Annotated in this window: 23 protein-coding genes; 8 read left to right on the top strand and 15 right to left on the bottom strand. The window is 71.2% G+C overall.

From position 1 onward, the window contains the following. Position 1: 1 nt before the first annotated feature. Positions 2–1282 (bottom strand): N-acylneuraminate cytidylyltransferase, encoded by a 1281-nt coding sequence (locus tag IPT68_RS22475; protein WP_189700900.1) that lies wholly within the window; start codon positions 1280–1282, stop codon positions 2–4. Positions 1283–1314: 32 nt separating this feature from the next. Beyond that, positions 1315–2682, bottom strand: a complete 1368-nt coding sequence (locus IPT68_RS22470; RefSeq protein ID WP_189700901.1) for a DUF6716 putative glycosyltransferase — start codon at positions 2680–2682, stop codon at positions 1315–1317. Positions 2683–2880: 198 nt separating this feature from the next. Between IPT68_RS22470 and IPT68_RS22465 the strand changes: the two genes are divergently transcribed. The 3 genes from IPT68_RS22465 (at position 2881) to IPT68_RS22455 (ending at position 6247) form a co-directional block, all read left to right on the top strand. Further along, complete coding sequence (locus IPT68_RS22465; protein WP_189700902.1) at positions 2881–3867, top strand: glycosyltransferase family 2 protein; 987 nt, start codon at positions 2881–2883, stop codon at positions 3865–3867. Further along, positions 3867–5198, top strand: coding sequence for an alpha-2,8-polysialyltransferase family protein (locus tag IPT68_RS22460; RefSeq protein ID WP_189700903.1), 1332 nt, complete (start codon positions 3867–3869; stop codon positions 5196–5198). The genes IPT68_RS22465 and IPT68_RS22460 overlap by 1 nt, the downstream gene beginning before the upstream one ends. A 206-nt stretch (positions 5199–5404) precedes the next feature. Further along, positions 5405–6247 (top strand): FkbM family methyltransferase, encoded by an 843-nt coding sequence (locus tag IPT68_RS22455; RefSeq protein ID WP_189700904.1) that lies wholly within the window; start codon positions 5405–5407, stop codon positions 6245–6247. Between the two features lie 199 nt (positions 6248–6446). Here IPT68_RS22455 and IPT68_RS22450 read toward each other — a convergent pair whose 3' ends face one another. Genes IPT68_RS22450 through IPT68_RS22440 form a run of 3 tightly spaced genes read right to left on the bottom strand, consistent with a single transcriptional unit; the run spans position 6447 to position 10480 of the window. Further along, complete coding sequence (locus IPT68_RS22450) at positions 6447–6632, bottom strand: hypothetical protein (protein WP_189700905.1); 186 nt, start codon at positions 6630–6632, stop codon at positions 6447–6449. Positions 6633–6635: 3 nt separating this feature from the next. Then, complete coding sequence (locus IPT68_RS22445; RefSeq protein ID WP_189700906.1) at positions 6636–8972, bottom strand: glycosyltransferase; 2337 nt, start codon at positions 8970–8972, stop codon at positions 6636–6638. After that, positions 8969–10480 carry a glycosyltransferase family 29 protein gene (locus IPT68_RS22440; RefSeq protein ID WP_189700907.1) on the bottom strand — a complete coding sequence of 504 codons (1512 nt, stop codon included), beginning with the start codon at positions 10478–10480 and terminating at the stop codon, positions 8969–8971. The genes IPT68_RS22445 and IPT68_RS22440 overlap by 4 nt, the downstream gene beginning before the upstream one ends. Before the next feature lie 287 nt (positions 10481–10767). Between IPT68_RS22440 and IPT68_RS22435 the strand changes: the two genes are divergently transcribed. Further along, positions 10768–11934, top strand: a complete 1167-nt coding sequence (locus IPT68_RS22435; protein ID WP_189700908.1) for an acyltransferase family protein — start codon at positions 10768–10770, stop codon at positions 11932–11934. A gap of 315 nt (positions 11935–12249) precedes the next feature. Continuing rightward, the gene (locus IPT68_RS22430) at positions 12250–13185 is read left to right on the top strand and encodes a class I SAM-dependent methyltransferase (RefSeq protein ID WP_189700909.1); all 936 of its coding nucleotides are present in this window, start codon (positions 12250–12252) and stop codon (positions 13183–13185) included. 16 nt (positions 13186–13201) lie between these two features. Here IPT68_RS22430 and IPT68_RS34215 read toward each other — a convergent pair whose 3' ends face one another. Further along, positions 13202–13549, bottom strand: a complete 348-nt coding sequence (locus IPT68_RS34215) for a Uma2 family endonuclease (RefSeq protein ID WP_229818473.1) — start codon at positions 13547–13549, stop codon at positions 13202–13204. A 321-nt stretch (positions 13550–13870) separates the two neighbouring features. Beyond that, positions 13871–15451, bottom strand: a complete 1581-nt coding sequence (locus tag IPT68_RS22420; protein WP_189700910.1) for an acyl-CoA mutase large subunit family protein — start codon at positions 15449–15451, stop codon at positions 13871–13873. A gap of 148 nt (positions 15452–15599) precedes the next feature. Here IPT68_RS22420 and IPT68_RS22415 point away from each other — a divergent pair, with 148 nt between their 5' ends. Further along, positions 15600–16454 (top strand): L,D-transpeptidase family protein, encoded by an 855-nt coding sequence (locus IPT68_RS22415; RefSeq protein ID WP_189700911.1) that lies wholly within the window; start codon positions 15600–15602, stop codon positions 16452–16454. 190 nt (positions 16455–16644) lie between these two features. Here IPT68_RS22415 and IPT68_RS22410 read toward each other — a convergent pair whose 3' ends face one another. The 8 genes from IPT68_RS22410 to IPT68_RS22375 all read right to left on the bottom strand — a co-directional run bounded on the left by IPT68_RS22410 (position 16645) and on the right by IPT68_RS22375 (position 22193). Further along, entirely contained in the window at positions 16645–17691 is a 1047-nt protein-coding gene (locus IPT68_RS22410) for a hypothetical protein (protein ID WP_189700912.1), read from the bottom strand. Further along, a complete protein-coding gene (locus IPT68_RS22405; protein ID WP_189700913.1) occupies positions 17691–18347 on the bottom strand; it encodes an RNA polymerase sigma factor in 657 nt (218 codons plus the stop codon). The genes IPT68_RS22410 and IPT68_RS22405 overlap by 1 nt, the downstream gene beginning before the upstream one ends. 404 nt (positions 18348–18751) lie before the next feature. After that, positions 18752–19462, bottom strand: coding sequence for a hypothetical protein (locus tag IPT68_RS22400; RefSeq protein WP_189700914.1), 711 nt, complete (start codon positions 19460–19462; stop codon positions 18752–18754). Between the two features lie 86 nt (positions 19463–19548). Beyond that, entirely contained in the window at positions 19549–20166 is a 618-nt protein-coding gene (locus IPT68_RS22395; RefSeq protein WP_189700915.1) for an RNA polymerase sigma factor, read from the bottom strand. A gap of 115 nt (positions 20167–20281) precedes the next feature. Continuing rightward, positions 20282–21130 carry a hypothetical protein gene (locus IPT68_RS22390; protein ID WP_189700916.1) on the bottom strand — a complete coding sequence of 283 codons (849 nt, stop codon included), beginning with the start codon at positions 21128–21130 and terminating at the stop codon, positions 20282–20284. Then, positions 21127–21558, bottom strand: coding sequence for a hypothetical protein (locus tag IPT68_RS22385; RefSeq protein WP_189700917.1), 432 nt, complete (start codon positions 21556–21558; stop codon positions 21127–21129). The genes IPT68_RS22390 and IPT68_RS22385 overlap by 4 nt, the downstream gene beginning before the upstream one ends. A 204-nt stretch (positions 21559–21762) precedes the next feature. Beyond that, complete coding sequence (locus IPT68_RS22380) at positions 21763–21969, bottom strand: hypothetical protein (protein WP_189700918.1); 207 nt, start codon at positions 21967–21969, stop codon at positions 21763–21765. Next, complete coding sequence (locus IPT68_RS22375) at positions 21966–22193, bottom strand: hypothetical protein (RefSeq protein ID WP_189700919.1); 228 nt, start codon at positions 22191–22193, stop codon at positions 21966–21968. Before IPT68_RS22375 ends, IPT68_RS22380 begins: the two co-directional genes overlap by 4 nt. Positions 22194–22376: 183 nt before the next feature. Between IPT68_RS22375 and IPT68_RS22370 the strand changes: the two genes are divergently transcribed. After that, on the top strand, positions 22377–23219 hold the full coding sequence (locus IPT68_RS22370) for a helix-turn-helix domain-containing protein (RefSeq protein WP_189700983.1): 843 nt from the start codon (positions 22377–22379) through the stop codon (positions 23217–23219). Next, complete coding sequence (locus tag IPT68_RS22365; RefSeq protein WP_189700920.1) at positions 23201–23413, top strand: DUF397 domain-containing protein; 213 nt, start codon at positions 23201–23203, stop codon at positions 23411–23413. The genes IPT68_RS22370 and IPT68_RS22365 overlap by 19 nt, the downstream gene beginning before the upstream one ends. Positions 23414–23540: the final 127 nt, after the last annotated feature.

Here is a 23540-nt window from a genome sequence, read left to right as displayed (position 1 = left end):
CTTACTTGGTGGAGGGGTCGAGAGAGTCGAGAGAGGGTCCGAGGATCCAGCCGGCGATCTCTCGGATCGCGCCGAGACCACCGGGAACGGTGGTGACCGCGCGTGCGGCGCCGCGTACGACGTCGTGGGCGCTCGCGACCGCCACGGGCCAGCCCACGAGGGCGAAGCACGGCAGGTCGTTGACGTCGTTGCCGACGTAGAGCACGCGCTCCGGCGCGATGCCCTGCTCCTCGCACCACTGCTTCAGCGCGAGGTCCTTCCGGTCGACGCCGTGCAGCACCGGGATCTTCAGCTTCCGGGCCCGGGCGGCGACGACCGGGTTCTGCTCCGTGGACAGGATGAGCATGCTCAGGCCGCTGCGGCGCAGGGCCGCGATGCCGAGGCCGTCCCCGCGGTGCACGGAGACGAACTCCCGTCCATCGGCATCGATCAGCACCCGGTCATCGGTCTGGGTGCCGTCGAAGTCGAGTACGACCGCGTCGATGTCGGCGGCGGTCGGAAGGGCGCCGGGGCGGTCCGCGTCGAACAGCGGGGCCAGGGCGCGGGCACGGGCCAGGTCGTGCGGGTCGTCGATCTCCAGCACGCGCGCGGGGTCGGTGCGCACCAGCTCGGTGCGGCCGAAGAAGCGGTGCTTGTGCTCGCGGAAGCCGGACGCGTCCATGGCGTAGGCGGCGCCGGTCTCCAGCAGGTCCTGCGGGCGGTCCTGGCGGCGCGGGCGGAAGGACTTGTCGTGGTTGACGCCGTAACCGCCGCCGGTGCTGCGGGAGTCGGCCGCGGTGACCACGGTGTCGGCCTCCGCCTCGGCGTCCGCGTCGCGCCAGATGAACCCGTGGAACGGCGCGACGGTGACGGCCGTGTCGGCGCCGTTCTCGACGACCGCGCCGGCCACCCCGTCGATGTCCTCGCGGATCAGGAACGGGCTGGTGCACTGCACGAGGAGCACGGCGTCGACCGGGGCGCAGTGCAGCGCCTCGTGGGCGTCCATGGCGTGCAGGACGGCGGCCTCGGAGGTGGCGGTGTCACCGGCGATGGCGGCGGGGCGCAGCACGACCTCGGCGCCGGCCGAGCGGGCGGCGGCGGCGATGGCCTGGTCGTCGGTGGAGACGACGACGTCGGTCACCAGCCGGGCGGCCAGGCATTCGCGGACCGCCCGTGCCACCAGCGGTACGCCGCCGACCGGGGCGAGGTTCTTCGCGGGCACACCCTTGGAGCCGCCGCGCGCGGGGATCACCGCGAGCACGCGGCGCACCGTCGCGCCGTGGACCTCTTCCGGGTTGGACATGGGAACTACTCCTTGACCAGGGTTGGTGCGGCTCACAGCTCCCCCATCCGCCGGATGACGGGCGCGACCCGCTGGACGCCGTGCCGGTAGGCGCCGCGTGCGGCGCGGCGCACGATCTGCCGCACCGGGCCGGGCTCCTTGTTGTGCGCGGGGGCGCCGGGCAGCGGGGTGCCGTCGGGACCGAGGTGGTGCCGGGCGAGGATGCCGGGCAGATAGCCGGGGGCGGTCGCCGGTGTGTAGTACGGCGTCAGGGGCGGCAGACCGCCGGGCTGCCCGAGCAGCTTGGCGATCCGCTCCCGGGCGGCGTCGAAGGCGGTCTCGTACGAGCCTTCCCCGGAGGGGGAACCGCCGGCGGCGACGCCCTGCCGGGCCACCCAGTCGGCGTCCGGCGCGGGCCGGTGCCCGGCGTCGAGCTGGTCCCAGGAGGCGAGGCAGCCGGAGCCGACGAAGTGGTGGTTGCCGAGCACCTCGCGCACGCCGAGGTCGGTGAGGACGACGGTGGGGATCCGGCGGTGGAGCGACTCCAGCGCGGCCGTCGAGCTGACCGTGACGAGCAGGTCGGTGCGGTCCAGGACCTCGCCCATGTTGCCGTAGACGAGCCGGAAGTTGGGGGGCAGTTCGCCGAGCCTCTGCGCCAGCTTCTGGTACGGCAGTTCCTCGATGTGGGTGGTGTGCTCACCGGGCTTGGAGCGCAGCTTGAGCAGCACCTCGCGTTCGGGGTGCAGCCGCGCGTGCTGGACCAGACGGTTCAGCAGGTAGGTGCGGTCCCTGCGGTTCTCCGGGACCGACGGCTGTGCGGCGAACACCACGGTGTAGGGGTCGTGTTCGCCGGTGTACTTGGCACCGCCGAGGAACGGCAGGGCCACCTCGGTGACCGCCGAGGAGTCGGCGCCGACCCCGTCGTACACCGCGCGGAACCGCTCGGCGTCCTGGCGGGAGTTGGCGAGGACGAGGTCCGCGCCGTGCCGCAGCAGCAGCCCGTCGGCGAGCTTCTCGTAGACGACGCCGACGTAGCCGGTGACGACCACGGGGCGCTTCTCGCGGTCCTCCCAGACGCGCTTCAGTCCGTGCAGCATCGCCTGCACACCGCCGCCGACCAGGGAGAGCACCAGCACGTCGTACGACTCCCGCGCCATGACGCGCAGGAATTCGACGGCCGTCACCTCCGTGAGCGAGTCGGCGCGTACGCCCACTTCCGCCAGCTGGCGGGGCGTGGGGGTCGCCCGGCCGCGCAGCAGAAATCCGTCCAGGGCAGCGGCAACTTGCGCCTCGCCTTGCGGTCCGGCTTCCATGGACCGGCCCGGAGCGATACGGCTCGCCGTCAGCGCACCCCATTTCCAGCGGGTGTCCGAGTCGGCGAGTACTGCGATCCGCGTGGGCTTCGTTGTACTTGGTGGCACGTCCTAGACGCTAGGAAGCAATTTCTAGTTGTTGGCCAACCTCGCCTCAACGAAAAGTTAACAGCAACCCACCGAGAGCCGAACTGGCTCGCCGAAGCCCAGGAAGTACACGGGATGCACCGTTCCGACACATTGAGTTCACCCCCCGTACCCTCACCGGAAAGTTCCGCAGCCGGGCCGCCTCCTAGGCTTTTGCCCGTGCCAAAGCTCTCCGTGATCGTGCCGTTCTACAACGTGCAGCAATACGCCCCGGACAACCTGCGAAGCCTTCGCGCGAACGCCCGGCGGGACTTCGAGTTCATCCTGGTCGACGACAAATCGAAGGACGAGACGCCGGCCATTCTCGAACGCGCGGCCGAAGAACTCTCCGAGGTCGCCCAGGTGCGCTATATCCGCAGAGAGGAAAACGGAGGGCTGGCCACCGCACGGAACACCGGCCTCGACGTCGCGACCGGCGAATACATCACCTTCCTGGACGGTGACGACTGGCTGGCCCCCGGCTACTACGGCGAGCTGGTGGCCGCCATCGAGGAGCTGGGCTGCGACTTCGTGCGCACCGACCACGTCCAGGCCACCCACCGCGCCCGTACCGTGCACCGCGCCCCCGTCGGGCGCCGCGACGAGGTGATGAACCCGCGCGACCACATCCTGCCCGCCGACCGCACCACCTCCGTGGACTACGCCTACGCCTGGGCCGGGGCCTTCCACCGCCGGCTGCTGGAGAAGGGCGTCCTGCACTTCACCGACGGACTGCGCACGGCCGAGGACCGGCCGTGGATCTGGAAGCTGCACCGCGAGGCCGAGTCCTTCGCCGTGGTGAGCCTGCTCGGCGTGTTCTACCGGCGCGGTGTCGCCGGCTCCCTCACGCAGATCGGTGACGTCCGCCAGCTCGACTTCATCCGCGCCTTCGACCAGGTGATCGAGGAGACCGCGGCCGACCGCGACGCCGACCGCCTGCTGCCCAAGGCGGTGCGCACCTACTGCGCGATCATCGCCCACCACCTGTCGGAGATCGACAAGTTCGAACCGTCGGTGGCCAAGCAGCTGCGCATCATGAGCGCGGCGGCCATAAAGCGCATGCCGCAGGATGCCCTCGGCGACGTACTCGACACCATGGACCTGCGGCGCGCCTCCAAGCTGCGGCGGCTGCGGCGCCGGATCACCACAGCGAAGGCGGCTGCCTGATGTCCCGTACCACCCAGATCTTCTGCGTCTCCACGCTGTACGGCGCGGCCACGCTCGCCGCCGCGATCGACTCCGACTGCTTCGAGGAGCCGGACCGGCGGGTGCTGCTGGTGTTCAACAACTCGGCGACGCCGGAGACCACCCCGGCCGTCGACGAGATGCCGGGCTTCGGCACGCTGCGCGACCACTTCGACGACGTCCTGTCGTTCAACGAGGCGATCCGCCCCTTCCACCCCGGCGCCTGGCAGCCGCGCCCCGACGACCTGCCGCTGTTCGAGCGCTATCTGCGGCTGCTGTGGGGGCTGGGCGACGACCGGGTCGAGCTGGTCGTGGAGTCCATCCAGGTCAACCCGGCGCTCGGCCTGGCGCAGATCTTCACCGGCGCCCCCGTCCACGTCTACGCCGACGGCCTGATGAGCTACGGCCCCACCCGCAACAAGCTCGACCCGCTGGTCGGCACCCGCGTCCGGCGCCTGCTCCACCTGGACCTGGTGCCCGGCCTGACCCCGCTGCTGCTCACCGAGTTCGACGTGCCGGCGCAGGTGGTCCCGACGGACGCGTTCCTCAAGGTCATGAGCGGACTCACCGGCGCCGCCGGGGAGCTGCCCGACCTCCCGGACAGCGCCGCCCTGCTGCTCGGCCAGTACCTGTCCGCGCTGAACATCCTCTCCCCGGCCGAGGAGGAGGACCTGCACGTGCGGATGATGCGGGGGGCGGTCGAGCGCGGGCACCGCGCGATCGTGTTCAAGCCGCACCCCACCGCGCCGGCCCGCTACAGCCGCGCCCTGGAGGCCGAGGCCGAGAAGCTCGGCGTCGACCTCACCGTGCTGGACATCCCCGTCCTCGCCGAGGTGCTGTTCGCCAAGGCGCGGCCCGCGCTGGTCGTGGGCTGCTTCTCGACCGCGCTGTTCACCGCGTCCGCGTTCTACGACCTTCCCGTCGCCCGCATCGGCACCGGGCCGCTGCTGGACCGGCTGACGCCGTACCAGAACAGCAACCGGCTGCCGGTCACCCTGGCGGACGCGCTGCTGCCGGACCTGGAGAACCGCAAGGGCGAGGACCCGGTCGACAGCGAGCTGCTCAGCGGGCTGGTCGGCGCGGTCGGCTTCACCATGCAGCCGCAGATCCAGTCGGACCTCAGGCCCGCGGCGGAGCGCTTCCTCGCCCAGCACCTCGGCCCGCGCACCCAGCGCTACTTCAAGAAGCGCCGGCTCACCTCGCTGGGCCTGCCCGGCGGCATCCCCGAGCGGCTGTCCTTCCTGCCCCGCAACTCCACGGCCCGGCGGGTGGTGCGGCGGGCGCGGGCCCTGAAGAAGGCCGTCAAGCGCTGAATGAAGAGTGCATGAACGAGGGGCGAAAACCGAGAAACCGAAAAGGGAATCGACTTTCTCGAGTGCGGCTCATTCCCCGGTTCGGCGGCTCCCCTGATCTTCGATCTCGGGAGCCGCCCCCCTCTGAACAGCGGTTACCGCGAATTCCGCACGGAGTACTTCCGAAACCTTCAAAAGGATGTGATCGCGGGCCTACGATCGCGGCCATGCGCATCTCGCAGGTCGAAGCCGCCAATGCCCGGATGCTGGCCCACGCCCCGTCCGTCAGGCCCGTCGCCACCAGCGACATCATCCGCACGCACCGAAAGAAGCACCCCTACCGGGGCCTCGCCGAGATCGACTCCCCGTACTGCCCGCCGTTCGTCATGTTCTGCGTGAACGACGACGCGGTCGCGCTCGACACCCTGTGGAACGGGCGATTCGGCTACGAACCCGGGAGCCTGGCCACCTGGTCACGGCTGGCGGCGAAGAGCACGACGATAGCCGACGTCGGCGCGCACGTCGGGTACTTCTCCATGATCGCCGCCCTCGCCAACCCGAAGGCGAAGGTGCACGCGTTCGAGCCGGTGGACCAGGTGCACGCGCGGCTGGCGGTGAACATCCGGCTGAACAACGTGCAGAACGTGCGGCGCTACCAGGCGGGCGTCTCCAGCGAGCCGGGCTGGGCCGACATCGGCGTGCGCTTCTCGGGGAACCTGCTGTCGACGGGCTCGTCCCTGGAGCACGCGGCCGGGGACGCCGAGATGAAGCGGATCCAACTGCTCACGCTGGACGAGGTGTTCGCGAACACCAAGCTCGACCTGATCAAGATCGACGTCGAGGGCCACGAGATGTCGGTGCTGCAGGGCGCCCGGCAGGTGCTGAAGCGGGACCGGCCGACCGTGATGCTGGAGGCGCTGGTGGGCGCCCCGCTGGACCCCCTGCTCGCCGAGTTCGGGCCCCTGGGCTACGAGGCGCACTGGGTGGCCGAGGAGGAGGAAGTGCACATCCCCTCGGACCGGCCCCGGCCGGCCGGGGCGCGGAACCTGCTCTTCACCCCGCGCGGCTAGACGGTTCCGCCCCGGGCGGCCGGACTGCCGGTCCACGACGCGCAGGACGGCAACGCCGCGTTTCACGGGACGGTCGAGTCCGAGCACGGCGGCGACGCCGAACACCGTCGGCACGACGGCCGCCCACTCGGGCCGGAGGAAGTCGGTGCGCGGCGCCGGCGCCAGGGCCAGGCCGCCGGCGCCCACGGTGAGGGCCGCCTCACGCGCCCGAGCGCAGGGCGCCGAGGACGGAGTGCAGGTCCCCGGTGAGACGGCGGGTGAGGACGGTGTACACCACGGCCACGGCGGCGGGCAGGGCGGCCACCGCCCACCACAGGGGTGAGCGACGCGCACGCTCCCGGGGCCTGGCGGCCCCGGGAGCGTCGTCGACCACGAGGGCCGTCATGGGTCAGCCGCCCAGGACGGTCCGCAGCTCGGCGGCGTTCGCCTGGGTGATCTTCCACAGCTCCTGCTGCCGGCCGTGCACGTCGGCCACGGTCCTGTCGTGGTCGGCGAGCAGGTCGCGGGAGCGCTCGACGAGCACCTCGGCGAGGTTGCGGTCGTGCACGGAGACACCCCACTCGGGGCGCTCGATGTCGCGCAGGAAGTACGCCATCTTCGGGTGCGAGATCAGGCTGATGATGGGGGTGCCGCAGCCGAACGGGATCATGCCCGCGTGGCCGCGCATGCCGATGACCAGCTTGGTGCGTGCGTACAGCTCGCGGATCTCGTCGTTCTCGAAGTCGTACATCGGGATGACGGGCATCGACACGCCGTGCTCGCGGCGCAGGTCGAACGCGATCCGCTCGTCGTCGAGCGAGTGCGCCACGCACTGCACCTCGGCGAGATCGCCGAGCTCGCGCACCGCCTTGGCCATCTGGGCCAGGAAGTAGCCGTAGTCGTGGCCGAAGCGCAGGGAGGCGCGGTCGTAGGCGGCGTTGATGAGGATGGTGTCGTCGCGGGTGGCCGGGTCCTTCCAGCCGGCGACGAGCTGGCGGGTGACCGTGGTCGGGCACGGCTGGAAACGCACCTTGTCGTGCAGGTGCGCCGGGAGCATGGCCCGGACCTTCTCGATCGAACCGTGGTTGCGCAGGCCGAAGAAGGCGGACTTCTCCACCAGCAGCCGCAGCGACTCGCGGAACCGCTGGGCGCGGTAGCTCTGCCCGTCGAAGGCGTTGAAGCCGACGGCGTACACCGCGATCGGCACGTCGATACGCTTCAGCAGCTCGTCGGGGACGTTCCACTGCCAGGCGCTGTTGCCGTTGGGCATGGTGTCCGGGATGAACAGGCCGCCGCCGCCGATCACCATGCCGCGGCGGGCGTTGACACGCTCCAGGGCCGCCTCGTCGAACAGGCGGTGGGCGTGCACGGAGTGCCAGCGGCGGTTGGTGGTGTCGGGGTCGAAGGCGAGGCGGACGCTCTCCGGGAGCAGCTTGTCGCCCGCGTTGCCCTGCCGGTCCATGTAGAACGCGACGTGCGCGAGCTGCTCGGCCGCGCTGCCGGACTGCTGGGCCGGGACGCTGATGGTGCGCTGGTGCCAGATGCGGCCGGCCCGGTGCGTCGGGTCGACGGTCAGGCCCTGCAGGGCGTACTTGTGCGAGGCGGCGTCGTCGCCGTGCACCCAGGAGATCAGGGCGAGCCGGGCGAAGGCGGTGGCGGCGCGGTTGGGCGCGGCGGTCGCCAGCAGCAGCTGGGCCTTGGCCTCCTCGTAGCGGGAGACGGCCAGCAGGGCGTGCCCGTACACCTCGTGCGGCCAGGCCTCGTCGACGGGGATGTGGACGCGCTCCATGATGTCGACGGCGGCCTGGTAGTCGCCGGCGCCGATGTGGGCGAGGGCGACCCGGCGGGCGGCGTTGACGTCACCGGTGCGCTCGACGTACGGGGTGCCGTAGTGCACCAGCAGGTCGCGGTGTGTGGTGCCGCCCGCGGCGAGGTACGCCGCGTGCAGCTCGGCGTCGGTCATGTCGAACTCGCGCCAGCGCTCCTGCGCCTTGTCGTAGCCCGCCTCGCCGCCCTGCCAGGGCTTGTGCCGGCCGGTGAAGTGCAGGATCGCCGTGTCGTCGGGGACCGGCAGGTCACCGGAGAGCCGGCGCTTGACGAAGTTGAACCTCGGGTCCAGGCGGACGAAGTCGCCGTCCAGGACGGCGTTGAGGATGCCCTGGTCGTGCTTGTCCAGCTCGTAGGCGCCGGTGCGGCCGACGTGGTCGATCTTCGCGTAGAACTCGTCGCTCAGGTACTCCTTCTGAATGACGAGCAGACCGCTGTTGAGCTTGTGCTGGCCGTAGAAGAACTGGGGTACGGCGGCGAGGCCCTCGCGCAGCGACAGCAGCTCGGAGATCGAACCGAGGACGACCATGTCGGTGTCCAGGGTGATCACGGTGTCGTAGTCGCGGATCTTGAAGACGTCGAGGATGAAGTACGCCTTGCGCACCAGGTAGTTGTCCTGGTCGCCCTTGGCGTACGAGTCGTAGTGGTCGGCGTCGACGCGACGGAAGCTCACGCGCGGGTGCAGGGCGCGGATCTGGGCCACGGAGGACGGCTTGAGGTCGTCGTGCAGGACGATGAAGTCCTCGCACACACCCGGGTTGGACAGCGCGAGCGAGCGCAGCAGGACCAGGAAGCCGGGCAGGTAGTTCTCGTCGACGAAGCTGGCGAAGGCGATCCGGCGCTTGCCGGTGAGCGCTCGGGCATCGGTGGCCGGGGCGGCGGTGCGGAGCTCGGCCGGGGATATGTGGGTCGCGGTCATCGCAGGGAGATCCTCATGCCGGAGACGCTCTGGGCCCGTTCCATGACCCACGCCTTCTCGCTGGTGTATTCGTGGACGGACGTGATGGGCATCTTCATCGCCGCGTCGATGCGGTACGCACCGCTCTCGTAGAAGTCGAAGCCGATCAGGTCGAGAGTCGGGCTGACGTCGAGGAAGTCGAGCAGCCAGAGCATGTTGAAGCCGGACGTGGGGATCGACGGCCACGTGTCCGTGCCCCACTTGCCGATGTTGCGCACGGGCCAGCGCAGCGACTCGTCACCGAGGTACTTCTGTGCGCCCGGCACGAGGCGGTTGCGCAGCGAGTACTTCCAGTCGCCGGAGATCCCGCCGAAGACCAGGCGGGTGTCGACCTGCTGGTCCCAGTTGAAGCCGTGCTTGTGGATGGTGACGTGGATGTCGGTCCGCCTGCCGGTGTTGGCCGCGTCGATCTTGTACGAGTTGAAGCGCACGACCAGGTCGTAGGCGTCGATCTCGGCGCCCTTGCCGCTCTCGCCGACCTTGCCGGAGTTGGCGATCAGGGCGATCGACTTGCCGGCGATCCGGTTGCGGAACTCACCCAGGCTGATCCACTGCAGGCCGCCGAAGGTCGGGTCGTCCAGCGGGCCGCGCATCCGGTTGCGCCGCTGCTCGGCGAAGAGGCCGATCGCCTGGATCAGTTCGGGGCCGGGCCGGTGCTGGACTCCGGTGCTCAGGTCCAGGTAGTGGCTGAGTGCCTCCTGGAACTCCTGTTCGGGAGCCTCGGTGCGGTCCAGTGCGACCAGCGCGCCCACCAGCAGCGGCTGGGCCCGCTCCCAGTCCCCGGCGTCGTGGGCGGCGAGACCCTCGGCCCACACGTCGGTCGCCGGGCCCGCGGCGTGCGCGGCGGCGTCCGGGACGGTGCGCTGCAGCAGGGAGAGCAGCTCCCCGCGCCGCTCCTGGGCGGTGCGCAGGCCGGCGACCTTGGCGCGGACGCCGAAGCCGTCCTCCTGGGTGAGGCTCAGGTAGCGCTCGAAGGCCTCGACGGCGGCGACCGGGCGGCCCATGGCCTCCAGCAGGCGGCCGCGCAGCCGCCAGCCGGCACGGGAGTTCTTGCGCTGCGACAGCACCGTGTCGGTGATGAGCAGGGAGAGGTTCAGCTCGTCGTCGTAGCCGCAGTCGAGCGCCTTGTTGCCGACGGCGAGGAGCGCGTCGAGCACTTCGTTGCTCAGGCTGCCGCCACCCCCGACGGCCTTCGCGCCGCGCCGGATGATGCTGCCCGCGCCACCCGCGGACGCCGACTGGGGCTGCTCCTGGGCGGCCCACAGAGCGAGCAGCTCGCGCAGCTTCTCGGCGAGCGCGATGCGCCGGGAGTCGAGGCTGCCCACGAGCTTGCCGCTGTGCACCGCGCAGGCGCGCAGGCAGTCCTCCAGCTCCACCGGAGTGACCTGGGCCGTCGGCGGACCGGCGTCAGCGCTCGCCGATGCCGTGTCCCCTGTTCGGGAACGTGACCATCTGCTGCGAACCGTCATGGTGCTCCTGCTCTGGATGCGACGAAGCAGGCAAGGATCTGCCTCGGTAAACGTGGTGGGTTGGAGAACACTAAGAAACCAATACGACGAAAAGGTGAACCGATTGGGACCGATGGGCAAATCGTGTTTCCGCCGAACGGGATTCCGTCGAACGACGTCCTAGGGTGGCGGGCGGCGTCATCAGGACGTTGACACACACCTCCGGGGTTATGACGGTTGCGGGCGCTTTGGGCAGGATGGCCCCCATGCAGGCCCACGGACAGACGAGGTAGCCGAGGTATTCCAGCGTGACCGAGACGGTCGTCACCACAGCCACGCCGCAAGCCACCGCCGACGCGCCGTCCCGGCCGCTGGAGGTCGCCGGCGGCCGGCCGCGGACCAGAACCGCGGGGGCCCGGCTGCGCGCCCTGGACGGGCTGCGGCTGCTGGCCGCGCTGATGGTGGCGCTGTACCACTACGGCGGACGGGGAGGTGAGATCACGCACGCCTGGGGCTCCTCGCCGAAGGTCCAGTTCCCCACGCTGCACTCCTGGTTCGCCTACGGCTGTCTCGGTGTCCAGCTCTTCTTCGTGATCAGCGGCTTCGTCATCTGCATGAGCGGCTGGGGCCGGCCCCTGCGCTCCTTCTTCGCCTCCCGGGCCGCCCGTCTGATGCCCTCCTACTGGGTGGCCGTCGTGCTGGTGACGGCCGTGTTCGCGCTGCCGGGCGTGGCCTACCAGGCGGTCTCCCCGAGTGACGCGCTGGTGAACCTGACGTTGCTTCAGCAGCCGCTCGGCGCCGACCGGGTGCTCGGCGTGTGCTGGACGCTGTGGGTGGAGATCCGCTTCTACGCCCTGTTCGCCGTGTGCATCGTGCTGCCGGGGGCCAACCGGAGGCGGGTGGTCATGCTGTGCGCCGCGTGGACGCTGCTCGCGGCCATCACCCAGGCCGCCGACCAGCCCTTCCTCGACCTGGTCGTGATGCCGGAGTACGCGCCCTTCTTCATCGGCGGCATGGGCATCTACCTGCTGCACCGCAACCGGCGGGACGCCACCGCGTGGGGCATCGTTGCGGTGAGCTGGCTGACCGGGCAGCACCAGGCGGTGTCCAACCTGTGGCACAGCCCGCAGCCGGACCAGTTCTCCTACCGCTCGGCCGCGGTGATCATCCTGATCGTCACCTTCGGCTTCGTCGCGGTGCTGGCGGTGGCGCTGGGCCGGCTGAAGTGGGCCGACTGGCGCTGGCTGACCGTCGCGGGCGCGCTGACCTACCCCTTCTACCTGGTCCACGAGCACCTGGGGTGGCCGGTCATCGAGGTCCTGCACCAGGACTTCGGGCTCGCCTCGTGGCTGACGATCTCCGCGACGCTCACGTTCATGCTCGTACTCGCGTGGCTTTTCAACCGGTATGTGGAGAAGTGGGCCACGCCGCTGCTGCGGCGGTCGCTGACGCAGGTCCAGGGCTCCAAGGGCTGACGCCGTTCGGTCCGGTCGGGCCTCGCGACGGCCGTTCTGCCCCTTCCTGTATCGGTTTCGACAGTTATGTCCACCGGGCGGAGAGCGCCGGGCGCGGAACTCGGTGAATGAGCCGCCCGGACGGGGGTAGCCGAAGCAATCCGGTAATCGTTCACCGGGCGTGCCGCCATTCGCGCACGGACGCGGCCGATACCGCGTACGGTACGTAGGGAATTGTCCCGGCATTCACCTTCTCGGGGGTTTGGACGGGTTGTCCACCCGGGCAGGCGCCGGGCAGCTTCTGACCGCACCGCAACGAGGAAGTGCTCGCCTTTCATGACCACTGCACATGAGGCACCCCCGCGGCCCCGGCGGCTCGACGACGTCCCGGGCTGGTTCCCCGTACTCGACCAGGTGCTCTTCGACTGGCTCCTGAACCGGCAGGAGGCCGCCGGCGTCCGCGGCGACCTGCTGGAGGTCGGGGTCTACATGGGCAAGAGCGCCATCTTCCTGGGCCGCCATCTCCGGGAGGGCGAGCACTACACCGTGTGCGACCTCTTCGAGGGCGACGCCCCGGACGACGCCAACCGGGCCGAGTCGACGAAGTCGTACAGCGCGCTCACCCGCCAGGCCTTCGAGACCAACTACCTCTCCTTCCACGACGAGCTCCCGCGCGTCGTGCAGGGCCCCAGCTCGCTCGTGCCCGGCGAGGTCGAGCGGAACTCCTGCCGCTTCGTGCACATCGACGGCTCACACCTGTACGAGCACGTGTACGACGACATCGGCGCCGCCCGCGACGTCCTGGTGCCCGACGGGATCGTCGTCCTGGACGACTTCCGCTCCGAGCACACCCCCGGTGTCTCCGTCGCCGTCTGGGAGGCCGTGCTCAGCCGGGGCTTGCGCCCGATCTGCCTGAGCACGCAGAAGCTGTACGGCACCTGGGGCGACCCGGAGCCGGTGCAGGAGGAGCTGCTGGCGATGGTCCGCGGGCGCGGCGACTGCGGGCTCAGCGTCCAGCAGGCCGCCGGTCACCGCCTGGTGCGCCTGAAGTCCAAGGGCATGAAGGCCCCCGACTTCCCGCCGTCCCGTCACGCGGAGAGGGACGCCTCGCCGACCGTGCCCAAGCCCGCCGCCGCCTCCGCGTCGACCTGCCCGGCCCCGCCCCGCAAGCCCCCCACCCGCGCCCGCCGTCTGGCGGCCGACCTGCTGCCCCCGCTGCTGACCCGGGCGATCCGCAAAGCCCGCGTCACCGGACCTTCGACGACGCGCTGAGCGGACGAAGCGACGGTCAGCCGTCGAGGAGGGTGTCGACCGCGGGTTCCAGGCGAACGCCGACGAACTCCGGCACCGGCACCCTCCGTCCGCGCTTGAAGCGCTGGGGGGCGGGGTACTTGCCGTCGGCCGGGTCGGTGTACAGGAGCACCTCGTCGTGCTTGCGGTCGGCGATGAGGTAGGCCGGGACACCGGCCTCCGCGTAGCACTCGACCTTGGGACCGAGGTCGTCGGACCAGTTGGACGACGTCACTTCGACGACCAGCCGGAAGACGGTCGGAGCGTAGTGGTTCTTCGTGACGTGGGCGTCGCGAAAGTCCTCGTCGACGACGGAGAAGTCAGGAATCGCGAAGTCCTCGGGCAACGTGGGCAGCCGGAGACCGATTCCCGGACGTACTCACCCCCTGCCTCCACGATCCCTGCCCGGTCGAACGCCCTGCCGAGTTTGATCAGCGCCAGCTGATGCGAGCCATCCGGCGGCGGTGTCACCGTGAGCCTCCCCTGGAGAATCTCCACGCGGTGGCCAGGCAGTGCACGGGCGAGCCGGTCGGCAGCTTCGCCCAGGGTCAGCTCCTGCTGCAGTACCGCCATGGCGCCCTCCTTTTCGGGGCCCCACTCTGCGACGAGCGCAACCGGGGGTTCTCGGGTCCGGCCCGTGATCACTCATACGGAGTAACCGCCCAGCTCAGAAGGCATCCGACGGTACGTACGTCCCCCAAACCTCCCGCAGCGCGTTGCACACCTCGCCCACGGTCGCCCGAGCCCGCAGCGCCTCCTTCATCGGGTGCAGCACGTTGTCCTCGCCCTCGGCCGCCTTCTTCAGCTCCGACAGGGCCGAGTCCACCGCGGGCCGGTCGCGTTCGGCGCGCAGCGCGGCCAGGCGCTCCGCCTGCCGGGCCTCGATGGCGGGGTCGACGCGCAGCGGCTCGTACGGTTCCTCCTCGTCGACGGTGAAGCGGTTCACGCCGACCACGACCCGCTCGCCCGCGTCCGTCTCCTGGGCGATCCGGTAGGCGTTGCGCTCGATCTCACCCTTCTGGAAACCGTGTTCGATCGCGGCGACCGAGCCGCCCATCTCCTCGACCTTCGCCATGAGCTCGACGGTGGCCGCCTCGACGTCGTCCGTCATCCGCTCGACGGCGTAGGAGCCGGCGAACGGGTCGACGGTCGCCGTCACGTCGGTCTCGTGGGCGAGCACCTGCTGGGTGCGCAGGGCCAGCCGGGCGCTCTTGTCGGTGGGGAGGGCGATCGCCTCGTCGAAGGAGTTGGTGTGCAGGGACTGGGTGCCGCCGAGCACCGCGGCCAGGGCCTGAACGGAGACGCGGACCAGGTTGACCTCGGGCTGCTGGGCCGTCAGCTGGACGCCCGCCGTCTGGGTGTGGAAGCGCAGCATCGTCGACTTGGGGTTCCTCGCGCCGAACTCCTCGCGCATCACCCGCGCCCAGATCCGGCGGGCGGCGCGGAACTTCGCGACCTCCTCCAGCAGCGTCGTCCGCGCGACGAAGAAGAAGGACAGGCGTGGGGCGAAGTCGTCGACGTCCATGCCGGCGGCGACGGCCGTGCGGACGTACTCGATGCCGTTGGCGAGGGTGAAGGCGATCTCCTGTGCGGGGGACGCGCCCGCCTCGGCCATGTGGTAGCCGGAGATCGAAATGGTGTTCCACCTGGGGATCTCGGTCCGGCAGTACTTGAAGATGTCGGCGATGAGCCGCAGGGACGGCTTCGGCGGGAAGATGTACGTCCCGCGCGCGATGTACTCCTTCAGCACGTCGTTCTGGATCGTGCCCGTCAGCCGGTCCGCCCGCACCCCCTGCTCCTCCGCGACCAGCTGGTACAGCAGCAGGAGCAGCGCGGCCGGGGCGTTGATCGTCATCGACGTCGACACCTTGTCGAGCGGGATGCCTTCGAACAGCACCCGCATGTCGTCGATCGAGTCGACGGCGACACCGACCTTGCCGACCTCGCCGTGCGCGAGGGGCGCGTCGGAGTCGTGGCCCATCTGGGTGGGCAGGTCGAAGGCGACCGACAGGCCGGTGGTGCCGTGCTCGATGAGCTGCCGGTAGCGGGCGTTGGACTCCGTCGCCGTGCCGAAGCCCGCGTACTGGCGCATGGTCCAGGGGCGGCCCGTGTACATCGTGGGGTAGACGCCGCGCGTGAAGGGGTACGCGCCGGGCTCGCCCAGGCGGACGGCCGGGTCCCAGCCGTCCAGGGCATCCGGCCCGTACACCGGTTCGATGGGCAGTCCGGACTCCGACTCGCGCGCCATGGTGGGTGCCTTCCGCCGAGCAGTGACTCACTCCTTGTCCCCCACCACGATGCCGCGCCGTTCGCGAACCGTCACGTGCGGGAAGCCATCTCAGGTGACACCGGTGCACTTCGGCGAGAGGACGGGGGCTGTCATGCTCGGTGCAGGTATGGGAAGGACGGCCGCCGTGCTGGCGGCGCTGGTCACGGTGTGCGGCTGCACCGCGCCGGCCGTGGACTCGCAAGGAAAGCCGCGCGGGCCGATCCACATCGACGTCACCGGCACCGCGGCCGCCCCACCGCCCGCCTCACCGTCCGCCGCGTCCCGGTCCCCCGAGCGGCCGGCCGCGTCCCGGCCGCCCGTGCGGCCGGCCGCCCCGGCGCCGGGCCCGGCCCCGGTGCTGTGGTCACGCGGTGACACCGGCCGTGACGTGCGGGAACTCCAGGCCCGACTGCGGCAGGTCGCCTGGCTGTTCGACGGGCCGACCGGAACGTACGACGACCTGACGGAACGCGCCGTGCGGGGCTTCCAGGGCAAGCGCGGGCTGCCGAAGACCGGCACCACGGACACGGTCACCTGGCAGCGGCTGCTGAGGATGACCCGCGAGCCCGGCCGGTGGGACCTCTACCTGATGGGCGGCCAGCCCGCCGACGCCCCCGACGCGCGCTGCCTGACCGGCCGCGTGCTGTGCATCAGCAAGTCGAGCCGCACCCTGCGCTGGATGATCGACGGCCGCACCGTCACGACCCTGCCCGTGCGCTTCGGATCGGCGTACACGCCCACCCGTGAGGGTGAGTTCCGGGTGTACTGGAAGTCCCGCCGTCACCACTCGACGCTGTACGACTCGCCGATGCCGTACGCCATGTTCTTCAGCGGCGGACAGGCCGTGCACTACTCGTCCGACTTCGCCGCCCGGGGGTACGCCGGATCCTCGCACGGCTGTGTCAACGTCCGGGACGAGGCGGCGATCGCACAGTTGTTCGGAGAGGTGCGCAAAGGCGACAAGGTCGTCGTCCACTGGTGAGGTTCGGGGCGCGGGCGGGACCGGGGGAACGGGTCCCGCCCGCGCTCAGGTGCACGAGCCGTAGGTACGGGGGGAACCCCGGCTCCGTGCGACAGCCGATGACCAGTCGGCTCACTCTGTACTGCGCCGCGGCGGCCGAGAATGTCACACCCCCGGAGCAGAAATATCCAAAAGGTTGCGAAGCCGCAGGTCACAGAAGGGAGGACGAGGCGTCCGGGGTCGGCAGCAGCGACTGCGCCCTGCCGGTCCGCTCGGGGGCGAGGGCCGATGACGACCGGGAGGCGCGGGGAGCCGAGCCGCCGGTGAGCCCGGACTTCGGGTCCTCGACCCCGTCGTCCCCGCTGTCGCGGTTGCCCTCGCCGCTGTCGCCGCTGTCGCCGCTCTGGGCTTCGTCGTCGCCCTTGCCGCCGGCGTCCTCGCCGACCCGGCCCTCGTCCTCGCGGCCGTCGGAGCCACCGAGGACGGCGTCGCAGTACTTCTGCACCCGTGAGGAGCCGCCCGCCGCCTCGTTCAGGGCGCGCTTCCGGCCGTCGTCCAGGGTCCTGCCGTCGCGCAGGTCACGGCAGGCCGAGGTGACCGCGCTCCACCCACCGCCGGCGTCGGGCGACGGCTTGCCCGTGTCCCGGCCGGGGGACGAGGTGTTGTCACCGGACGGGTCCGGGTCGCCGGCTGAAGGGCCGCCCGTGGTGCCGTCCGATGTGGCCGAGCCGGGCTGCTCCCGCTCCGTCGGCGCCGGTGGGGCCGACGGCCGCTGGGGCGACTCGGCCGCCGTGACCGAGGCGGCGGGGCCCGGTTCGTCGTCGAGGAAGGGCGTGCCCAGCACTCCGGTTCCGGCCGCGACGGCCACCCCGCCGACCATCACGACGGCCAGCGCCGCGGCCAGCGCCAGCCGCACGGGACGGCCCCGGCCCCGGCGGCGGGCGGCGCTCCCGCGACGACCCGCGCGCCCGCCGATGCGCATCAGCCCGGCGTCGGACGGCTGCGCCCGGCCGGGCACGCCAAAGGCGGCGCCCTCGCTGTCGCGGTCCGCTCGTACCTTGCGGAAGGCGGCCAGCGCGGCGGCCTCGCCGGGGAGTTCGTCGCTGGTCAGCGGGGGGTCGGCGGAGAGCGCGCCGAGCGTTCGGGCGAGCCGGGCGGCCTCTTCACCGCCGTCGGCGCCGACAGCGTCGAGTGGCTCTCCGCTCAGCAGACGTTCCGCCGTCTCGCGGTTCAGCCACCTGTACTGCTCGTCGGCCATCACATGTCCTTCTGCGTCCGCGTGCGCGTAGGCGTCACACTCGCGGACGTCACCGCGCGGTCGCGTGGTTTCCGCTGGGGCGGCAGTGCGTCGAGCACCCCGGCCGATTCCGGATCGCCGAGCAGCTCGGCGAGTCGTTTCAGGCCCCGGTGTGCCGCGGTGCGCACGGCGCCCGCGCGTTTGCCGAGCGTCTCGGCGGCGGTCTTCGCGTCGAGTCCCACCACCACCCGCAGCACCACGGCCTCGGCCTGGTCCTGCGGCAGGCGGGCGATCAGGGAGAGGGCCCGGTCGGTGGCGAGGGCCTCGATGGCCTCGCCCGCGGTGTCGGACTCCGCGGCCCGGCCGGTCAGCTCCGTCTCGTCACCGCCGATCGCGGGCCGCCGCCCGCGCATCCGTATGTGGTCCAGCGCGCGGTTGCGGGCTATCCGGGCGGCCCACCCCCGGAACCGGTCCGCGTCACCGTCGAACCGCTCCAGGTCGCGGGCTATCTGCAACCAGGCCTCGGACGCCACGTCCTCGGCGTCCGGGTCGCCGACGAGCGTCCGTACGTATCCCAGCAACCGCGGGTGCACCGCGCGGTACACCGTGCGGAACGCGGTTTCGTCCCCGCCCTGTGCCGCGAGCACCGCGGCCGTCAGCTCCGCGTCGTCCCCCACCGCGCGCGCCCTTCTTTGCGCCCAGGCCGGCGCCGCTTACGCGGACCGGGTTCTTGCCGTCGTGGTCCCTCAATCAGTGGTCGCGGTGCCAAGCCCGCTGTGGTCGCGGCGCCGGGACCGCTGCGGCAGCGGCGCCAGGACCGCGTGGCCGCGGTGCCGGTCCGCTGTTGCGGTGGTCTGCCTGCCTCCGCACTCCGGCGCGAAAGGCACGTTACGTCTTGAAACCGTTCCCCGTCCATGTCCGCAGTCGATGCAACTGACTCGTGACGCGGAGGGGTGTGACAGAAAACGCAGTCATGACGCTGAAGAAAGTACGGGCCGCCGCGCGGCCCGTGCCGCGCGACGGCCGGGGCCTCTCCTGTGGGGGGTGGCGGCCCCGGCCGTTGCCTTGGCGGCCAATTCCCTCACTCCGCACGGCCCTTGCTGCCGGGATCGCCAGTGGGCCGGCGGTCGGCGTCGCCGGGAGTCTCCTCGGCGGCGGGCGTCAACTGCTCGGCGCAGTACGCCTCGACCCTCTCCTCACCGCCCGCCGCGGCGACCAGCCGCTGCCAGGCCGCGGCGTCCAGCGCCTTGCCACCGTCGGCGAGCAGTCCGTAGGCGCGGCAGTGGGCCTCGGTGTCCTGCGCGACGGCGGGGCGGTCCGGCGCCGTGGAGGTGGCGCGGGACGGGGCCGGGGCGGTCGGCGCGCCGGGTGCGCTCGCCGCGGGCGGTGGTGTCGTCCGGCCTCCGGGACCGGCCTCGGCCGCCTTCGACGAGGACGGCGAGGACGGTGAAGGGGACGAAGAGGGCGAACCAATCGTCGCGAACGCGACGCCGCCCGCGGTGAGACTCCCGAGCAGGACGGCGAGCGTGGTCCGCAGGGTGCGCGCCGGGGGCCGCCGCCGGGGGCGCCAGTCGTCGCGGCGCCGGGTGGGCGCCCGGTGCGCTCCCGCGTCGCGGGCCGCCAGGAACGAGGTCACGGCCCGCTTCTCGGCCTCGGCGTCCACACCGTCGCCGCGCAGGGCCGCGCCGAGCAGCGCCGCGACTTCCGTGTCGGGCTCCCCCGGCCCGGACACGGCATCGTGCGGGTGCGCACGCCGGCGGCCGAAGGCCCCGCCGATTGGCCCTTCACCCATGTCCGTCTTCCGTTCCTCCACGAGCTGCCCGACCGGCCCGGCGGCCGGGCTCCGTCCGTCGGTTCACGGGGCCGCCACCGCCGCCTTCATGTCGACTCACCCAGCGTTCGGGGGCCGTCATCCGTCACACCCTCACCGTTCAGCCGGCGCGCGAGCAGCTTCAGCCCACGGTAGGCGGCGGTGCGCACCGCGCCGGGCCGCTTGCCGAGGACACGGGCGGCGGACGGGCCGTCCAGCCCGACCACGACCCGCAGCAGCACCGCCTCCGCCTGGTCGCGCGGCAACCCGCGGACCAGGCTCAGGGCGTACTCGGTGGAGATCGACTCCAGTGCCTGCTCGTGGGTGTCGTGCCGGGCGGGCAGCGACAGCACGTCCGCTTCCAGCGTCGTCGGCTGGGGCCGTGAGCGCCGCCGGCGCAGGTGGTCCAGGGCCCGGTGCCGGGCGATGGTCGCGGTCCAGCCGCGGAAACCGGCGCCGTCCCCCTTGAAGCGCCCGAGGTCCCGGGCTATCTCCAGCCACGCGTCGGACGCCACGTCCTCCGCGTCGTCGCCGACCAGCCCGCGCAGGTATCCCAGCAGTCCCGGCTGCACGAGCCGGTACACGACCGTGAACGCGGCTTCGTCACCGTCCTGGGCCCGCGCGACCGCCGCGCCCAAGTCCCCGTCGTACGCCTGCGCGCGCCGGGGTTCCCCTCCCTGGCCCAAGACCGTCCTCGTTCGTACGGGTCGTAGCGAATCCGACGCGCGACACGGTCCGGCCGTGCCGACGCCCCCCAAGGTCATCAGCGTCGGGCCTCACAGAAGTGTCACAGGTCGCCCGTCACCCCACTCCCTCCGGGAGCACGATGGGTCCCTGGTAGGACCCCGTGTTCCGCACCGTCACGTCCTGGCGGTAGCGGATACTCCGCTCTCCGTACGGGATCCGCAGGACGCATCGGAACGTGTGCGAGGTGACCTGGTACGTCGACGAGTCGAGGACGATCGACTCCTCGGCGCGCTCCACGGTGATCTCGCTTTCGGGCGCCGCGACACCGGCCGCCCGCAACCGCGTCAGCGTCGGCGTGAGCTCGCGCAGGGCCTTCTGCACGACCCCCTGGTCGCGTACGGCGGTCAGCGCGGCGGACGTCACACGGACGCGCAGCTCGGCCTGTCCGTCCCGCTCGGCGAGGGTGGCCGTGTCGCCGTAGCCCTGGAAAGTGTCCAGCTCGGCGACCGGGTCCTCCACCTTGTCCGCGATCCCCGGGTCGGAGAGCGGCCCGTGCGCCCAGGCGGCGGCGCCTTCCTTGACGTACCCGGTCCCGTCGACGACGTAGATCTCCTCGGGCTCGGCCACACCCCTGCTGCTGCGGATGGTCCCGGTGGAGTGCAGCGCCCACGGCTCGCCGGTCGTTCGCCGCACGGTCGCCGCATAGGTCGCGCCGCTGCTCTGCCCCGGCAGGAGCAGTTCCTCGCTTCCCTTCACGTCGAACGTCCAGCCCGTCTCACCGGCCATCGCCTTCTCGGCGAGGGCGAGGAATTCGGCGGGCGTCTCGGGGCCGGACGCGGAGTCGGTCCTGGCGGGCGCGGCTTGGCGGGGCTGCTCGGCGGGCGTCGCGTCGCCGCCCGCCGAGCAGCCGGCCAGTGCGGCGCAGACGAGGAACGCGCCCACGACGCCGGGGATTCTTCTCATACCACTGCTCTCCGCGCCCGACCGTGCAAGGTCAGATAGAAGGTTTGCAGGGACTCCCCGGGGCCGCCGACGCGGAAGCGGTTGTGAACCTTGCCGAGCGGGTTCCAGACACGGCCGTCCGGCATGCGCACCCCGACCGGCTGACCGAAGTAGGTGCGCTGGTCCTGGTCGAAGTCCACCCACGCCGCCCCCGCGCGGCGCACGAGCACCTCACCGACGTAGGCACCGAGTCCTAACAACGTCTGCCGCGTCCGCTCCCGGTCGGCCCCGCCTCTGCGCAGCCCGTCGATCAGGAAGTCGACGATGCGCAGGCTGGCAACGGAGTAGTCCAGCGGCAGCCGGCCCCGGTCGGTGACGCGGGCGACGAAGCCGGCGGCGCACAACCGCATCTCGCTCGCTTGCGGCGCGCCTTCGTTCACTGTGCTCATGGGACCCCGCCCCTTCGCTCGGTCAGCGGAAGGACTCCTACTGATCCCTCCGCTGATCAAGCGGACGTCACCTCGCGAACATCACGGGTGACGAGCGTGGCGATTCCCACACAGGGGGATCACAGAGGGCGTACAACCTTTCGACCTCTCGTGCGTCGTGATCCGGAGCCCGTCGTGATCCGGGGGCCGTCCAGGGCGGTCCCGTCACAGGTAGAGCTGCCGGTCGCAGCGCCGGCAGTGCGTCTTGCCGTCACGCTTCTCGATCTGCCGGTGCTCACATGCCTCGGAGCCGACCGCGATGTCTTCCCGGTCTTCCCCGTCGTCCCGGTCTTCCCGGCTTTCTCGGTTTGACTCAGCCGTCGTGTCCTGCCCGTCGTTGAACGGGACGTGGCGAGACACGCGCCGGCTCACCGCGCGATCCCCTTCTCGATGACGGCCGTCAACTGCCGCGCGAGAGACGGGGAGCAGCGTCCCAGCTCGACGAGGGGGCGGGGGTCGGCGTCGGCGTAGGTGTTCGGGTCCAGCCGCAGCGACGGGAGCGTGAGCCCGGCGCGTTCGAGGGCGGACGCGAGGGCGTCCCTGACCTCCTCGGCGTCTCTGATCGTCTCGGCCGCCGCCCGGTACTCCGTCGTCATGGTCCGCTCCTTTCACCGATCCCCGGCGCGGGGTGAACTGCGTGGATTACGCTGCGTATTCCGCTCATTACGAGCATGGCCCGGGAGCGGGGCCGGAACGCCGTGGACGAGTTCTCCTTCGCCGCCGCACGGATTGCTTCCACACCTGCCACGGCCTTCTTCCAGGGACGACGGAGGAGCACGATGCCGCCGAGAAGGGTGATCACGGGACGCAGCCAGGAACCGCGCCGACGGTACGCGGAGGAGCTTCGGTCACTGCGCACGGTCAGGGGCGAGAGCCTGCGTGAGCTGGCCAAGGTGGTGGGCTGGGACGCGTCGCTGTTCGGGAAGCTGGAGAGCGGGGCGACGCTGGGGAGCCCGGAGGTCGCCGAGGCGCTGGATCAGCATTACGGGACGCCTGGGTTGCTGTTGGCGTTGTGGGAGCTGGCGGTCGCGGATCCTGCGCATTTCAAGGAGCGGTACCGGCGGTACATGCTGCTGGAGAGCGAGGCGGTGAGCCTGTGGCAGTACTCGGTGAGCATCATGCCGGGTCTGCTCCAAACCGATGCGTACGCGTACGAAGTCCTCGCACTGGGCGGATTCAAGGGCAAGACGCTGGATCAGCAGGTCGAAGCACGCACCGGACGGCGGGCGTTGCTGGACGGAGAGGATGCACCGCCGTTCCGCGCCCTTCTCGCCGAGGCGGTGCTGCGTACCCCGCTGCGTGACGTGGGCGCGTGGCGGGAACAGCTGGAGTACCTGCTGGAGGCGTCGGAACGCCGGAACATCACGCTTCAGGTACTCCCCCAGAGCTCCGGCCTCCATGGGCTGGTGAGCACCGACGTGATGTTTCTGCGGCTGCTGGACGGCGGTACGGTGGCGTACACGGAACACGCGCACCGGGGCGAACTGATCGAAGAAAACGCATCGGTTGAGCAGTTGCAACGTGCGTACGATGCGACGCGCGACCAGGCGCTGAATCCAGCCCAGTCGCGGAAATTCATCCTGCGGATGCTGGAGGAAGTGCCGTGCGAGCCATCGACCTGACGGACGTGACGTGGCGCAAAAGTTCGTACAGCAATCCGGACGGCGGGAACTGCGTCGAGGTCGCCGCCAACTTCTTCCCCGCCGTCGTCCCCGTCCGTGACAGCAAGGCCCCCGACGGCCCCGCACTCGTCTTCGAGGCCGGACCCTGGTCGTCGTTCGTCACCGCCGTCAAGGACGGCGAACTCCCGGCCTGAGCCCCCGCATCTCCCGTGGACCGTACGTGCGGCGGTCCCGTACAACCATTGCGGCTGATGAGAGTCAGAAAGGCTGCGACGAGCCGAGCGCGGAACTGGGCCGAGCGTCGGCACCAAGCCCCGGGGC

The sequence above is a fragment of the Streptomyces chromofuscus genome, from assembly GCF_015160875.1.
In the GTDB taxonomy this organism is placed as follows: domain Bacteria; phylum Actinomycetota; class Actinomycetes; order Streptomycetales; family Streptomycetaceae; genus Streptomyces; species Streptomyces chromofuscus.
This window is presented reverse-complemented; position numbering and strand designations above follow the sequence as displayed.

What these genes read in the sequence shown, in the direction of transcription:
- IPT68_RS22475 (WP_189700900.1), bottom strand. Translation starts at nt 1,282, where the DNA reads ATGTCCAACCCGGAAGAGGTCCACGGCGCGACGGTGCGCCGCGTGCTC.
- IPT68_RS22460 (WP_189700903.1), top strand. Translation starts at nt 3,867, where the DNA reads ATGTCCCGTACCACCCAGATCTTCTGCGTCTCCACGCTGTACGGCGCG.
- IPT68_RS22455 (WP_189700904.1), top strand. Translation starts at nt 5,405, where the DNA reads ATGCGCATCTCGCAGGTCGAAGCCGCCAATGCCCGGATGCTGGCCCAC.
- IPT68_RS22450 (WP_189700905.1), bottom strand. Translation starts at nt 6,632, where the DNA reads ATGACGGCCCTCGTGGTCGACGACGCTCCCGGGGCCGCCAGGCCCCGG.
- IPT68_RS22445 (WP_189700906.1), bottom strand. Translation starts at nt 8,972, where the DNA reads ATGACCGCGACCCACATATCCCCGGCCGAGCTCCGCACCGCCGCCCCG.
- IPT68_RS22440 (WP_189700907.1), bottom strand. Translation starts at nt 10,480, where the DNA reads ATGACGGTTCGCAGCAGATGGTCACGTTCCCGAACAGGGGACACGGCA.
- IPT68_RS22430 (WP_189700909.1), top strand. Translation starts at nt 12,250, where the DNA reads ATGACCACTGCACATGAGGCACCCCCGCGGCCCCGGCGGCTCGACGAC.
- IPT68_RS22420 (WP_189700910.1), bottom strand. Translation starts at nt 15,451, where the DNA reads ATGGCGCGCGAGTCGGAGTCCGGACTGCCCATCGAACCGGTGTACGGG.
- IPT68_RS22415 (WP_189700911.1), top strand. Translation starts at nt 15,600, where the DNA reads ATGGGAAGGACGGCCGCCGTGCTGGCGGCGCTGGTCACGGTGTGCGGC.
- IPT68_RS22410 (WP_189700912.1), bottom strand. Translation starts at nt 17,691, where the DNA reads ATGGCCGACGAGCAGTACAGGTGGCTGAACCGCGAGACGGCGGAACGT.
- IPT68_RS22400 (WP_189700914.1), bottom strand. Translation starts at nt 19,462, where the DNA reads ATGGGTGAAGGGCCAATCGGCGGGGCCTTCGGCCGCCGGCGTGCGCAC.
- IPT68_RS22390 (WP_189700916.1), bottom strand. Translation starts at nt 21,130, where the DNA reads ATGAGAAGAATCCCCGGCGTCGTGGGCGCGTTCCTCGTCTGCGCCGCA.
- IPT68_RS22385 (WP_189700917.1), bottom strand. Translation starts at nt 21,558, where the DNA reads ATGAGCACAGTGAACGAAGGCGCGCCGCAAGCGAGCGAGATGCGGTTG.
- IPT68_RS22375 (WP_189700919.1), bottom strand. Translation starts at nt 22,193, where the DNA reads ATGACGACGGAGTACCGGGCGGCGGCCGAGACGATCAGAGACGCCGAG.
- IPT68_RS22370 (WP_189700983.1), top strand. Translation starts at nt 22,377, where the DNA reads ATGCCGCCGAGAAGGGTGATCACGGGACGCAGCCAGGAACCGCGCCGA.